This window comes from Pseudomonas sp. B21-023 (assembly GCF_024749165.1).
In the GTDB taxonomy this organism is placed as follows: Bacteria; Pseudomonadota; Gammaproteobacteria; order Pseudomonadales; family Pseudomonadaceae; genus Aquipseudomonas.
The window spans coordinates 1633000-1646957 of sequence record NZ_CP087190.1 but is presented as its reverse complement, the minus strand read 5'-3'; the positions used below and the strand labels follow the sequence as shown (position 1 = coordinate 1646957).

Genomic DNA, 13958 nt, shown 5'->3' with positions numbered 1-13958 from the left:
CGCGCCTTATGCCAGAAAAGCGGCAATGTGCTTCCGCCTTGAGCTACCCAGGCGGCAATCGGCAGGCGGCAAAAGCGGCAAACCAAAAAATTGACGTCAAAACAAACATGTCAATTGGCCACCAATCGGGTAGCATCCGCGTCCCGCGCGCCATCGCCATCCACGCCATCACGGACGCCAGCAACCGACCGGCGGTGCTGGCCGGCATCGACAACCAGGGACAGATCTTCGCCGGCAACCAAGGCGCGCAAGGCATCGTGCTGGATGGCGCGAGCATCTTCGACAGCCTGGGGCGCCACATCGACAACAGTGGCAGGTTCGTAGCGGCCGACACTGCCATCCGCATTGGCAACACCACCCATGATGGCCCTGGCGTGCCGCCCTGGCAGAAGGCCAACGGCGACCTGAACATCTTCAACAGCGGCGAGATCTGGGCAACGTCGCCATCAATGCCACCGGCAGCAATCACCCTGTCGAGTTGATCATGCGCAAAGGCAGCCTGATCCCAGGCGACCTCCTTGGCCTGGCCAACATCGAAGTCGAAGGTGACAGCGCCTACGGGGTTGCCTATGGCGGGCGCGGCAGCAACAGCATCCGCCTGGCGAACAACGGCTGGCTCGACGTCGGCGACCGCAGCGAGCCGCCGACCACATTCAGCCTGCAGAGCCTCCACGCCACCCTCGACGGCAACCTGCGGGTAGCCGACAACTCGGCATTGGGCATGTGGCTGGCAGCCAGCACCGACCCGTCCACCGCTGTGCTCAAGGTCAGCGGTATCGCCGAATTCGGCCAGAACGCACGAAAAAAGGCCGGCATCTCGCGATACCGGCCTTTTTGTCGAGCCTCATTTGGCCTGGTAGATGATCCCCGGGCTGCACTGCACCATCTGGTAGTGGTCCGGCAGCCCGTTGAGCGCCTCGGACGCCCCGAGGAACAGGTACCCCCCGGGCTTGAGCGTGGCGTGAATACGCATGAGGATGTCCTTCTTGACCTGGGCCGAGAAGTAGATCAGCACGTTGCGGCAGAACACGATGTCGAACTTGCCCAGCGGCGCATAGCTGTCGAGCAGGTTGTAGGAACGGAACTCGACGCGACTGCGGATCGGCGGCTTGATCGCCCAGCGCCCCGGCCCCTTGGTGTCGAAGTAGCGCTGCAGGCGCTCCTGCGACAGGCCACGGGCAATAGCCAGGCTGTCGTACTCACCGGTCTTGCAGTTGTTGAGCATGGCACCGGACAGGTCGGTGGCAACGATCTGCGCGCCCATCTTCAACTGACCCAGGTTGGTCCGCTCGAACTCGTCGATGGCCATCGACAGCGAGTACGGCTCCTGCCCCGATGAACAGGCCGCCGACCAGATGCGCAGGCGCTGGCCCGGGTTGTTCTTGATGAACTCCGGAATCACCTTGTTCTTGAGCACCTCGAACGGGTAGGTATCGCGAAACCACAGCGTTTCGTTGGTGGTCATGGCATCGACCACCTGCTCGCGCAAGCCACCGCGTGGCTGGGTCTGGATGCGCTGCACCAGCTCGCCCAGCGACTTGATGCCCTGTTGCTCCATCAGCTTGTTGAGACGGCTGGAGACCAGGTACTGCTTATTCTCGCCCAGCAGGATGCCACAGGCTTTCTCCAGGAATACCCGGAACTGTTCGAAATCCAAATTACCCGTAGACAATGCTGCCGCCTCTTCTTAAATCGCTAGCGCCGGGGGCGAACCCCGGCCGTTTCAATGACTCGCCTTGATCCGATCGACCACGCGCTGGGCGAGGTCATCCGGCCTGAACTTGGCCAGGAAGTCATCGGCACCGACCTTCTTGACCATCGCCTGGTTGAATACCCCGGACAACGAAGTATGCAGGCAGATGTGCAGTTTTTGCATGCGCGGATCGCTGCGGATCTCCGCCGTGAGGGTATAGCCGTCCATTTCCGGCATTTCAATATCCGAGATCATCATGAGGAACTCCTCCTCCGGACGCTTGCCCTCTTCCACCAGCTTGCGCAGGTAATCCAGGGCCTGGCGACCATCGTTGAGCGCCACCACCTCGACCCCCACGGTCTGCAGGCATCGACTCACCTGCTTGCGCGCCACCGACGAATCATCGACGGTCAATACCCGCAGCATCACCGCCTTGTCCTGTACCTCGGCATCGATCACACCTTCCGACACCGACTCGGAAGATGGCGCCACCTCGGCCAGCACCTTCTCCACATCGATGATCTCGACCATGCGGTTGTCGACGCGGGTCACGGCAGTCAGGTAGTGATCGCGCCCGGTACCCTTGGGTGGCGGATGGATCTCTTCCCAGTTCATGTTGACGATGCGCTCGACCGAGTGCACCAGGAAGCCCTGGGTCTTGGTGTTGTACTCGGTGATGATGACGAAACTCTTGCGTGTTTCTTCCTTCAGCCCTGGCAGACCGGTCGCCATCGACAGGTCGAGGATCGGGATCGTCGCCCCGCGTATGTTGGCCACGCCGCGCACCACCGGATGGGATTTAGGCAGCAGCGTCAGGTCGGGGCACTGCAGCACTTCCCGGACCTTGAAAACATTGATGCCGTAGAGCTGGTCGCCATTGAGGCGAAACAACAGTAGCTCCAGGCGATTCTGCCCCACCAGCTGCGTACGCTGGTTGACCGAATCCATCACTCCAGCCATGCCGGACTCCTTCAACGATTACCCTGTGCAGCAAGTCGGCACGGGCTTTGCTTTTTTGAGCGTCATGTATACGAAAACGACATTTTTCCGACGACTGACGCGCCTGCTGACCGGCCCCCTGGCTGTGCTGTGCCTGGTAGCACCCGGCGCGCGTACGCTGGCGGACTCTTTTACCTTGCCTGAACAGCTTATCGGTGTCACTCAAGGCTTTCTTGAATTCACCGTCGAAGATTATCTGGCAACCACCCAGACTCAGGGCCGCTACGAGATCGAAGTCAACAAGCTTGACCCGCGCCTGCGCATGCCGCTTTGCAGCCAACAGTTGGATGCCTCACTGGAAGGCTCGACCCCGCTGGGCCGGGTAACAGTGAGGGTGCGTTGCGACGGTGCCGCGCCCTGGACCGTATTCGTCCCCGCCCAGGTGCGCCTGCTGCGCGATGTCGTGGTAATGACCCGGCCACTGAAACGCGAAAGCATCATCGATGAAAGCGATGTGGCCCTGCGCGAGCGCGATGTAGGCACCCTGGGCCCCGGCTACCTGACCCTGCTGGAGCAGGCCGTGGGCATGAAACTGCTGCGCCCCACGGTACTTGACCAGGTTTTGACCCAACAGCACCTGGAACAGGCCGAAGTGGTGCGCAAAGGCGACCACGTAGTGATCATCGCCCGCAGTGGCAACCTGAGTGTGCGCATGCCGGGCGAAGCCCTCGACAAGGGCGGGATGCAAGCGCAGATCCGCGTGCGCAACCTCAATTCCAAACGGGTGATCAAGGCCCGGGTAACCGGTGCCGGGCAAGTCGAGGTCGCCATGTAACCTACCCTGCGTCAGGATTTCGACAGAGGGGTGGCGGTGTGCAACCTCGGCCCCTAAACTCTGTCAGATATCGGGATACGCAAGCCAGCTTCAGGCCGTGTTGCATTCGTGCCTAAAGTTTTTTTCGGTTTGGTCGAAAACAAGGCATGCGTCCTAATTCCCAGGGGTTTTGATCATGGTCATCGACTTCAGTCGTTTGAATAACTCTCCGTCCGTCACGGGCGGCGTTCGCGGCAACACCGCGTCCGGCAACGCCGCTAAAGCCGGCGAGGCCAACGAAGCGCCCAAGCACACCGGTGCCAGCGGAGAAACAGTACATCTGAGCCCAGAGGCCCAGCAATTGCAGAAGATCAGCGACAAGCTGCGCGATCAGCCCACCGTCAACAGTGCCCGTGTGGCCGAGTTGAAACAGGCCATCGCAGACGGCAGCTACAAGGTCGATGCCGACCGGGTCGCTAGCAAACTGCTTGATTTCGAAGCTCAGCGCTAACCACCAGGCGCGCTGACTTCAAGGACGCACCACGCCAAGAGTTAGCCATGCACGACATCACTCTGCTGCAACTGATCGAAGACGATTTAGCACCGACGCAGGAACTGCTCGACCTTCTACAAAAGGAGGCAGTGGCCCTGCACGGTCGGGATATGGCCAAGCTGGAGCAGATCCTTGCCCGCAAGCAATCCCTGATCGTCCTGCTTGAGCAGCAGGGGCTGCGGCGCAACAACCTGCTCACTGGGCTCGGCCTCAGCGCCGACCGTGCAGGCGTGAAAGCCGTCGCCGAGCTGTCGCCCAATGGCGAGATCATCATGCAGCAGCTCGATGTGCTGACCCAACTGATGGACAACTGCCAGCAGGTCAACGAGACCAATGGGCGGATCATCCAGGCGCAGCAACACGCCACGACCAATCAGATCAGAATCCTCATGGGCGGCGACTCCCCGTCGCTCTATGACAGCCGTGGCGCCACATCGCCCATGGACAAGCCCCGGGCAATCAGCCAGGTTTGATTATTTGTTTCAAGGCACGGAACATACTGGCAAAATGCCGTAACTTGCGTGTGCCGTTTTGCCTGGAGATTGATAACCCGTGTTCAATGAATCCGATGCTCCCCAGCCCCCAAAGGTGCTGACCACCCCTTTGGAGATCGCGGCCAACTTGCGCCAGCTGCTGGATAGCCACGACCCACTGATCATCAGCTTCCATGAGCGCAGCCAGCGGTTCCAGAGCTATGTGGTGCATGTCGACCGGGAAAGCGGTGTCCTGGCACTGGATGAGATGATCCCTCGCGACGGCGAGAAGTACATCGAGAGCGGCGAACCCTTCCGCGTCGAAGGCTTCCACGACGGCGTGCGCATCGCCTGGGAAAGCAACATACCGCTGACCATCACCGAGATCGACGGCCACCGTTGCTACCGTGGCCCGCTGCCCGAGGAAGTGACCTATCACCAACGCCGCAATGCCTTCCGCGCCGCGCTGAAGCTGTCGCAACTGGTCGACGTGACCCTTGACGGCACCCACCTCAAGGGCAATGGCGCGTTGCGCGGCAAACTGCTGGATATCTCGGCCACCGGCTGCAAACTGCGCTTCGACGGCAACGTCGAGGACCGCCTGCAACTAGGCCAGGTCTATGAGCGCTTCAAGGCCGGCACCCCACTGGGGTTGACCGACACCCTGGTCGAACTGCGCCACCTGCACTTCGAAGAGCGCATCAACACCACCTTCGCCGGGGTGCGCTTCCACAACCTCAACGGCCAGGCCCAGCGCAAGATCGAGAGCTTCGTCTATCAGTTGCAGCGTGAAGCGCGGCGGTTCGACAAGGACGACTATTGATCGTCGCCAGCCCATGAAAAACGCCACCCCTCGGGTGGCGTTTTCATTGGTGCCCGGGCAGGCCGCCTAGGACATCGATTTGCCCACCTCGCCTTGCGCCTGCGCACCGGCATCCTCCTCGGTATCTTCCGCCGCCACCGGCGCCTGCATCACATCCTGCACCGTCTGCTCATCCACCCGCGGGTCGAGGGCCGCCGACAAGGGCGAGCCCGCCGCTGGCATCGCCACGTGCCCCAGCGGCGCATCCTGGACCTGGTGCAGCCCAGTGACTGCCTTGGGCCGAATGCGCCACACCAGCACCAACGCGAAGAACACGAAGAAGGCGTAGAGCATCTGCGCGCCCAGCAGCTTCATCAGCACCCCGGCCGCCAACGGTCCGATACAGGCGCCCACACCATAAGTGACCAGCAGCATCGCGGTCAGCGAGACCCGCCGCTCACTCTCCACGTGGTCATTGGAGAACGCCACCGCCAAGGGATACAGGCAGAACTGCAACAGCGAAATGACAAAGCCCATGGCGAACAGCAGCTCGAGCGGAACCCCCGGCAGGATCGCCAGCGGCGCGGCGGCCAGGGCCAGGCCGATGGCCACGCTGCGGATCAGCACGGCGCGATCATAGCGATCGGAAAGCCAGCCCAGCGGCCACTGCACCAGCAGCCCGGCAAAGATGCAGCAGCCCATGAACAGGCCGATCTGCTCGGTGCTCAGACCCTGGCTGGACGCATACAGCGGCGCCAGGCCATAGAAGGAGCCGACGATCAGGCCCGAACCAAGCACAGTTGACAGCGATTGCGGCACGCGCTTGATGAAGAACTTCGGCTCCATCGGCGCCGGGCGCAACGGTGCGGGGTGAATGCGCCGGGTCATCGCCACCGGCACCAGGCACAAGGCAAAACACATCGCCACCAGCATCAGCAGTTCCGGCCCCAGTTGCGGGTGCACCACCAGGATCAACTGGCCGAGCACCAGCCCCAGGTAGGAGGCAATCATGTAGCCGCTGAACACCGCGCCACGGTGCTTGGCGTCGGCCTGTTCGTTGAGCCAGCTCTCGATAACCATGTACTGGCACATCATGCCCAGGCCGACGATCATACGCAGCCCGACCCAGGCTGGCAGCCAGTTGGTCAGCCCATGCCCGAGCACCGCGGCGCCGACAATGCCGGCACAAGTGGCATAGGCACGGATATGCCCGACCCGGCCGATCAAGCGGTGCCCTACCTTGCCCCCCACCGCCAGGCCGAAGTAGTTGGCCGCCATCAGCGCACCGATCCAAAGGCTGTCGACATGATCGGCGGCCAGGCGCAAGGCCAGGTAGGTACTCAGCAGGCCCGAGCCGATCAGCATCATCAAGGCGGCGAAGTACAGCGACTGAAACGGCTTCCAGATATTTCGCATACGTCCCGTCAAGCTCCTTGACCAGGTGGCGTTGGGTTGCAGGCAAGCATAAAAGCAAATCCATCTTGGCACAGGCCCCCAGGCAGCAAAAAGAGCCATGGGGGCGCATCCAGTAGCAGTCGTGTCGCGCTCAGGCCTGCGCGGCCAGCACGCGACGCTCCCAGGGGGTGATTTCATCGAAGAAATCGCTCAGCTCCAGGGTCTTGGTGGCGATGTAGCCTTCGATGAGCTCCTTGCCGAACAGTTCCCGCGCCAGGTCGCTGCGCTTGAGCCGCTCAAGCGCAGCATGCAGGGTGCAAGGCAGGCTGAGGTGTTCCGGCACCTCGAACTCGCCCTGGATGGCCGGCGTCGGCGCGATCTGCCGCTCAATGCCGTGCAGGCCAGCGGCAAGGCTCGCGGCAATGGCCAGGTAGGGGTTGGCATCGGCGCCCGGCAGGCGGTTTTCCACCCGCCGCGCCACAGGCGAGCTGGCCGGAATGCGCAGGCCCGCGGCACGGTTGTCCTCGGACCAGCAGGCGTTGTTCGGTGACGCATAGGGGTGGCACAGGCGCTGGTAGGAATTGACGTTCGGCGCGAACAGCGCGGTGAAGTCGGCCAGGCAGGCCTGCAGGCCACCGATGAAATGGTGGAAGGTGTCGGTCGCCCTGCCCTGCTCGTCGCTGAACACGTTGCGCCCACTGCCGACCTCCACCAGGCTCTGGTGAATGTGCATCGAACTGCCGGGTGTGTGTGCCAGTGGCTTGGCCATGCACACCACGGTCAGGCCATGCTTGAGCGCGACCTCCTTGAGCAGGTGCTTGAACAGGAAGGTCTGGTCGGCCAGCAGCAAAGGATCGCCGTGCAGCAGGTTGATCTCGAACTGGCTGACACCCATCTCGTGCATGAAGGTGTCGCGTGGCAGGCCCAGCGCCGCCATGCAGCGGTATACCTCGTTGAAGAACGGGCGCAGACCGTTGTTGGAGCTGACACTGAAGGCCGAGTGGCCCATTTCCCGGCGTCCGTCCTTGCCCAGCGGCGGCTGGAACGGCTGGGCCGGATCGGCGTTGGCGGCAAAGACAAAGAATTCCAGCTCCGTCGCCACCACCGGGGCCAGCCCGCGCTGCGCATATCGGGCGATCACCGCCTTGAGCTGGCCACGGCTGGACAACCCTGAAGGGCTACCATCGAGTTCCACCGCATCGCAGATCGTCAACGCCCGAGGTTCGTCGCTCCAGGGCAGGCGATGGATCTGCGAGGGTTCGGCCACCAGCGCGAGGTCGCCATCGTCGCTGCCATAGTATTTTGCCGCCGGGTAACCGCCCATGATGCACTGCAGCAGCACGCCACGGGCCATCTGCAGGCGGCGCCCCTCGAGGAAGCCCTCGGCGGTCATCACCTTGCCGCGGGGCACGCCGTTGAGGTCGGGGGTGACGCACTCGATTTCATCGATGCCCTCCAGGAGCACTGCCTGGTTGCGCGGGCCTTCGGTCGTCATGACGCTGTCCTTCTTGTTGTGTTCGCATGCCGGGAATGGCGACGCCCACAACATAGGCCGGGGGTGTTTAAAATATCAAGCGCCCCAGGCACCGCGCCCGGATCATTGCTCGCGCAACGTCATGCCATTGGCCGGCAGCGGCAACGCGGTCTTGTAGCGCACCTGCTTCAAGGCAAAGCTGGAGCGAATGTTCGCCACCCCGGGCAAGCGTGTCAGGTAATCGAGAAAGCGCTCCAGTGCCTGGATGCTTGGCAGCAGGACCCGCAGCAGGTAGTCGGGGTCGCCGGTCATCAGGTAACACTCCATCACCTCAGGGCGCTCGGCAATTTCTTCCTCGAAGCGGTGCAGCGACTGCTCCACCTGCTTTTCCAGGCTGACATGGATGAACACATTCACATCCAGCCCCAGCGCCTCGGGTGACAACAACGTCACCTGCTGGCGAATCACCCCCAGCTCCTCCATGGCCTTGACCCGGTTGAAGCACGGCGTGGGCGACAGGTTGACCGAACGCGCCAGCTCCGCGTTGGTGATGCGGGCGTTTTCCTGCAGGCTGTTGAGGATGCCGATATCCGTTCGATCCAGTTTACGCATGAGAGAAATTGACCTGGTTTTTGTGTTTGTACGGAATGTTTATCTGCGCCACGGGAGAAAGGCAACGAACTTGAGAGAAAAATTCTCCTGCCGTCCCCCTATGATGTAAAAAGACGCTGACCTGCCAGTCACGAGCCGGCAGTCAGCGGCGGCCGCTTCAAAGCTCACAAAAACAACATTCGAGCGAGCGTAAAAAGCATGAACGAGTACGCCCCCCTGCGTCTGCATGTGCCCGAGCCTACAGGCCGGCCAGGCTGCCAGACCGATTTCTCCTACCTGCGCCTGAACGACGCGGGTCAAGTCCGTAAACCCCCTATCGATGTGGAAGCCGCCGACACTGCGGACCTTTCCTACAGCCTCGTGCGCGTGCTCAACGAGCATGGCGACGCCGTTGGCCCGTGGGCCGAGGGCATCGAGCCGCAGGTGCTGCGCCAGGGCATGCACGCCATGCTCAAGACGCGCATCTTCGACAGCCGCATGGTGGTTGCCCAGCGTCAGAAGAAGATGTCCTTCTACATGCAGAGCCTGGGCGAGGAAGCCATCGGCAGCGGCCAGGCCCTGGCCCTGAACCGCACCGACATGTGCTTCCCCACCTATCGCCAGCAGAGCATCCTGATGGCCCGCGATGTGTCGCTGGTCGACATGATCTGCCAGCTGCTGTCCAACACCCGTGACCCGCTCAAAGGCCGCCAGTTGCCGATCATGTATTCGGTGCGCGAGGCCGGCTTCTTCACCATCAGCGGCAACCTGGCCACCCAGTTCGTCCAGGCGGTCGGCTGGGCCATGGCCTCGGCGATCAAGGGCGATACCAAGATCGCCTCGGCATGGATCGGTGACGGCGCCACCGCCGAGTCCGACTTCCACACCGCGCTGACCTTCGCCCACGTCTACCGCGCCCCGGTAATCCTCAACGTGGTCAACAACCAGTGGGCGATCTCGACCTTTCAGGCCATCGCCGGTGGCGAGTCGACCACTTTCGCCGGCCGTGGCGTGGGTTGCGGCATCGCTTCGCTGCGAGTGGACGGCAACGACTTCATCGCCGTCTACGCCGCCTCGCGCTGGGCCGCCGAGCGCGCCCGCCGCGGGCTGGGCCCGACGCTGATCGAGTGGGTCACCTACCGCGCCGGCCCGCACTCGACTTCGGACGACCCGTCCAAGTACCGCCCGGCCGACGACTGGAGCCACTTCCCGCTGGGCGACCCGATCGCCCGCCTCAAGCAGCACCTGATCAAGCTTGGCCACTGGTCCGAGGAAGAGCACCAGGCGGTCACCGCCGAGCTCGAGGCCGAGGTGATCAAGGCGCAGAAGGACGCCGAGCAGTTCGGCACCCTGAGCAACGGCCATATCCCCAGTGCCGCGTCGATGTTCGAGGATGTGTACAAGGAAATGCCCGACCACTTGCGCCGTCAGCGCCAGGAACTGGGGGTCTGAGATGAACGATCACAACAACAGCATCCATCTGGAAAACGCCATGTCCACCACCACCATGACCATGATCCAGGCCCTGCGCTCGGCCATGGATGTCATGCTCGAGCGCGATGACAACGTGGTGGTCTATGGCCAGGACGTTGGCTACTTCGGCGGCGTGTTCCGCTGCACTGAGGGCCTGCAGAGCAAGTACGGCAAGTCCCGCGTGTTCGACGCACCGATCTCTGAAAGCGGTATCGTCGGCACCGCCGTGGGCATGGGCGCCTATGGCCTGCGCCCGGTGGTCGAGATCCAGTTCGCCGATTACTTCTACCCCGCCTCCGACCAGATCGTCTCGGAGATGGCCCGCCTGCGCTATCGCTCGGCCGGTGAGTTCATCTCCCCGCTGACCCTGCGCATGCCTTGCGGTGGCGGCATCTACGGCGGCCAGACCCACAGCCAGAGCCCCGAGGCGATGTTCACCCAGGTCTGCGGCCTGCGCACCGTCATGCCATCGAACCCCTACGACGCCAAGGGCCTGCTCATCGCCTCGATCGAATGCGACGATCCGGTGATCTTCCTTGAGCCCAAGCGCCTGTACAACGGCCCGTTCGACGGCCACCACGACCGTCCGGTGACGCCGTGGTCCAAACACCCGCACAGCGCCGTGCCGGATGGCTACTACAGCGTGCCGCTGGACAAGGCGGTGATTACCCGCCCAGGCAACGACGTCACCGTGCTGACCTATGGCACCACCGTATATGTGTCGCAAGTGGCCGCCGATGAGAGCGGCGTCGACGCCGAGGTCATCGACCTGCGCAGCCTGTGGCCGCTGGACCTGGAGACCATCGTCGAGTCGGTGAAGAAAACCGGCCGCTGCGTGGTCGTGCACGAAGCCACCCGCACCTGCGGCTTCGGCGCGGAGCTGGTATCGCTGGTTCAGGAGCACTGCTTCCATCACCTCGAAGCGCCGATCGAGCGCGTCACCGGCTGGGATACCCCCTACCCCCACGCACAGGAATGGGCCTACTTCCCCGGCCCTTCGCGGGTAGGCGCGGCACTGAAACGGGTCATGGAGGTCTGAATGGGCACGCACGTCATCAAGATGCCGGACATTGGCGAAGGCATCGCGCAAGTCGAGTTGGTGGAATGGTTCGTCAAGGTCGGCGATGTGATCGCCGAAGATCAAGTGGTGGCCGATGTCATGACCGACAAGGCCACCGTGGAAATCCCTTCGCCAGTCAGCGGCAAGGTGCTGGCCCTGGGCGGCCAGCCCGGTGAGGTGATGGCGGTCGGCAGCGAGCTGATCCGCATCGAGGTCGAAGGCAGCGGCAACCATGTCGACACGCCCCAGGCCAAGCCGGCCGAGCCGGCACCGGCAGCGGTACAGGCCGCGGCCCGCCCCGAGCCACGCGTCGAGTCCCAGCCGCAGGTTGCCGCAACCCACGCAACCGCGCCCATCGTGCCGCGCGAGGCCCACGACAAGCCACTGGCCTCCCCGGCGGTGCGCAAGCGCGCCCTGGATGCCGGTATCGAGCTGCGCTACGTGCACGGTAGCGGCCCGGCCGGGCGCATCCTGCATGAAGACCTCGACGCCTTCATCAGCAAGCCGCAGAGCAGCACTGGCCAGGCGCCAGGGGGCTATGGCAAGCGCACCGACAGCGAGCAGGTACCGGTGATCGGCCTGCGCCGCAAGATCGCCCAGCGCATGCAGGACGCCAAGCGTCGCGTCGCCCACTTCAGCTACGTCGAGGAAATCGACGTCACCGCCCTCGAGGCCCTGCGCCAGCAGCTCAACGCCAAGCATGGCGACAGCCGCGGCAAGCTGACCCTGCTGCCGTTCCTGGTGCGCGCCATGGTCGTCGCCCTGCGCGACTTCCCGCAGATCAATGCCACCTACGACGACGAAGCCCAGGTCATCACCCGCCACGGCGCGGTGCACGTCGGCATCGCCACCCAGGGTGACAACGGCCTGATGGTGCCCGTGCTGCGCCACGCCGAAGCCGGCAGCCTGTGGAGCAACGCCAGCGAGATCGCTCGTGTCGCTCACGCGGCGCGCAACAACAAGGCCAGCCGTGAAGAGCTGTCCGGCTCGACAATCACCCTGACCAGCCTCGGCGCCCTTGGCGGCATCGTCAGCACACCGGTGGTCAACACCCCGGAAGTCGCGATCGTCGGCGTCAACCGCATGGTCGAACGGCCGGTGGTGATCGACGGCCAGATCGTCGTGCGCAAGATGATGAACCTGTCCAGCTCGTTCGACCACCGCGTGGTCGATGGCATGGATGCCGCACTGTTCATCCAGGCCGTGCGCGGCCTGCTGGAACAGCCCGCCTGCCTGTTCGTGGAGTGATCATGCAAGAGCTCATCAACACCACCCTGCTGATCATCGGTGGCGGCCCCGGCGGCTATGTGGCTGCCATCCGCGCCGGGCAACTGGGCATCCCCACCGTGCTGGTCGAAGGCCAGGCCCTGGGCGGCACCTGCCTGAACATCGGCTGCATTCCGTCCAAGGCGCTGATCCATGTGGCCGAGCAGTTCCACCAGGCCAGCCGCTACACCGAACCCTCACCGCTGGGCATCAGCGTGTCCTCGCCACGCCTGGACATCAGCCGCAGCGTCGAGTGGAAGGACGGTATCGTCGACCGCCTCACCAGCGGCGTCGCCGCGCTGCTGAAAAAGCACGGTGTGAAGGTGATCCATGGCTGGGCGAAGATCCTCGACGGCAAGAGCATCGAAGTCGACGGCCAGCGCATCCAGTGCGAACACCTGCTGCTGGCCACCGGCTCCAGCAGTGTCGAACTGCCGATGCTGCCGATTGGCGGGCCGATCATTTCCTCCACCGAGGCCCTGGCGCCCAAGACCATGCCCGAGCACCTGGTGGTGGTCGGCGGCGGCTACATCGGCCTGGAGCTGGGCATCGCCTACCGCAAGCTCGGCGCCAAGGTCAGCGTGGTGGAAGCCCGCGACCGCATCCTGCCGACCTACGACGCGGAGCTCACCGCGCCGGTGGCTGACTCGATCAAGAAACTCGGCATCGCGCTGTACCTGGGCCACAGTGTCGAAGGCTATGCCGACGGCTGCCTGCTGGCCAGCGACGGCCAAGGTGGCCTGCTGCGCCTGGAGGCTGACCAGGTGCTGGTGGCCGTGGGTCGCCGCCCACGCACCAAAGGCTTCGGCCTGGAAAGCCTGGACTTGAAGATGAACGGCGCCGCCATCGCCATTGACGAGCGCTGCCAGACCAGCATGCGCAACGTCTGGGCCATCGGCGACGTGGCCGGCGAGCCGATGCTCGCGCACCGGGCCATGGCACAGGGTGAGATGGTCGCCGAGATCATCGCCGGCAAGACGCGGCGCTTCGAGCCGACCGCAATCGCCGCGGTGTGCTTCACCGACCCGGAAGTGGTGGTGGTCGGCAAGACCCCGGAGCAAGCCGGCCAGCAAGGTGTGGATTGCATCGTCGCGCAGTTCCCCTTCGCCGCCAACGGCCGGGCCATGAGCCTGGAGTCGAAGAGCGGTTTCGTGCGCGTGGTGGCTCGCCGCGACAACCATCTGATCCTCGGCTGGCAAGCCGTGGGCGTGGCGGTTTCCGAACTGTCCAGCGCCTTCGCCCAGTCCCTGGAGATGGGCGCGCGCCTGGAAGACATCGCCGGGACCATTCATGCCCACCCGACGCTGGGCGAGGCGGTGCAGGAAGCGGCGCTGCGCGCGCTGGGGCACGCACTGCACATCTGATTGAAGACACTGAAGCGGCAATAGCCGATTTTGCCCGCTGCGCCCCAGGCGCCGCGGGTCC

The 13958-nt window shown here is 63.8% G+C and carries 14 protein-coding genes; 9 read left to right on the top strand and 5 right to left on the bottom strand.

What is annotated here, in order from left to right; all coding sequences use genetic code 11:
* The first annotated feature begins 107 nt into the window (after positions 1-107).
* Complete coding sequence (locus tag LOY42_RS07475; protein WP_258600156.1) at positions 108-482, top strand: hypothetical protein; 375 nt, start codon at positions 108-110, stop codon at positions 480-482.
* A 362-nt stretch (positions 483-844) separates the two neighbouring features.
* Here LOY42_RS07475 and cheR read toward each other — a convergent pair whose 3' ends face one another.
* Both cheR and LOY42_RS07465 read right to left on the bottom strand, forming a co-directional pair.
* Positions 845-1672 (bottom strand): protein-glutamate O-methyltransferase CheR, encoded by an 828-nt coding sequence (cheR, locus tag LOY42_RS07470; RefSeq protein ID WP_046854641.1) that lies wholly within the window; start codon positions 1670-1672, stop codon positions 845-847.
* A gap of 51 nt (positions 1673-1723) precedes the next feature.
* On the bottom strand, positions 1724-2653 hold the full coding sequence (locus LOY42_RS07465) for a chemotaxis protein CheV (RefSeq protein ID WP_139673365.1): 930 nt from the start codon (positions 2651-2653) through the stop codon (positions 1724-1726).
* A 64-nt stretch (positions 2654-2717) separates the two neighbouring features.
* Between LOY42_RS07465 and flgA the strand changes: the two genes are divergently transcribed.
* The 4 genes from flgA to LOY42_RS07445 all read left to right on the top strand — a co-directional run bounded on the left by flgA (position 2718) and on the right by LOY42_RS07445 (position 5295).
* Positions 2718-3467, top strand: coding sequence for a flagellar basal body P-ring formation chaperone FlgA (gene flgA, locus LOY42_RS07460; protein ID WP_258600154.1), 750 nt, complete (start codon positions 2718-2720; stop codon positions 3465-3467).
* A 175-nt stretch (positions 3468-3642) separates the two neighbouring features.
* A complete protein-coding gene (flgM, locus tag LOY42_RS07455; RefSeq protein ID WP_046854639.1) occupies positions 3643-3957 on the top strand; it encodes a flagellar biosynthesis anti-sigma factor FlgM in 315 nt (104 codons plus the stop codon).
* Positions 3958-4004: 47 nt separating this feature from the next.
* Positions 4005-4472, top strand: coding sequence for a flagella synthesis protein FlgN (locus LOY42_RS07450; protein ID WP_102683073.1), 468 nt, complete (start codon positions 4005-4007; stop codon positions 4470-4472).
* Between the two features lie 79 nt (positions 4473-4551).
* On the top strand, positions 4552-5295 hold the full coding sequence (locus LOY42_RS07445; protein ID WP_102683074.1) for a flagellar brake protein: 744 nt from the start codon (positions 4552-4554) through the stop codon (positions 5293-5295).
* A gap of 66 nt (positions 5296-5361) precedes the next feature.
* On the opposite strand, the gene LOY42_RS07440 is transcribed toward LOY42_RS07445, so the two are convergent.
* From LOY42_RS07440 to bkdR, 3 genes are all read right to left on the bottom strand, one after another.
* Positions 5362-6690 carry an MFS transporter gene (locus LOY42_RS07440; protein WP_110702383.1) on the bottom strand — a complete coding sequence of 443 codons (1329 nt, stop codon included), beginning with the start codon at positions 6688-6690 and terminating at the stop codon, positions 5362-5364.
* Positions 6691-6820: 130 nt separating this feature from the next.
* Entirely contained in the window at positions 6821-8062 is a 1242-nt protein-coding gene (locus tag LOY42_RS07435) for a glutamine synthetase family protein (RefSeq protein ID WP_258601131.1), read from the bottom strand.
* A 204-nt stretch (positions 8063-8266) separates the two neighbouring features.
* Entirely contained in the window at positions 8267-8755 is a 489-nt protein-coding gene (bkdR, locus tag LOY42_RS07430; RefSeq protein ID WP_028691050.1) for a Bkd operon transcriptional regulator BkdR, read from the bottom strand.
* A gap of 198 nt (positions 8756-8953) precedes the next feature.
* Here bkdR and LOY42_RS07425 point away from each other — a divergent pair, with 198 nt between their 5' ends.
* Genes LOY42_RS07425 through lpdA form a run of 4 tightly spaced genes read left to right on the top strand, consistent with a single transcriptional unit; the run spans position 8954 to position 13897 of the window.
* Positions 8954-10186: a 3-methyl-2-oxobutanoate dehydrogenase (2-methylpropanoyl-transferring) subunit alpha gene (locus LOY42_RS07425; RefSeq protein WP_094011875.1), complete on the top strand. Its 1233-nt coding sequence runs from the start codon at positions 8954-8956 to the stop codon at positions 10184-10186.
* Between the two features lies 1 nt (position 10187).
* Positions 10188-11246 (top strand): alpha-ketoacid dehydrogenase subunit beta, encoded by a 1059-nt coding sequence (locus LOY42_RS07420; RefSeq protein ID WP_258600152.1) that lies wholly within the window; start codon positions 10188-10190, stop codon positions 11244-11246.
* Complete coding sequence (locus LOY42_RS07415; protein ID WP_139673372.1) at positions 11247-12515, top strand: dihydrolipoamide acetyltransferase family protein; 1269 nt, start codon at positions 11247-11249, stop codon at positions 12513-12515.
* A gap of 2 nt (positions 12516-12517) precedes the next feature.
* Positions 12518-13897, top strand: a complete 1380-nt coding sequence (lpdA, locus tag LOY42_RS07410; RefSeq protein WP_258600150.1) for a dihydrolipoyl dehydrogenase — start codon at positions 12518-12520, stop codon at positions 13895-13897.
* Positions 13898-13958: the final 61 nt, after the last annotated feature.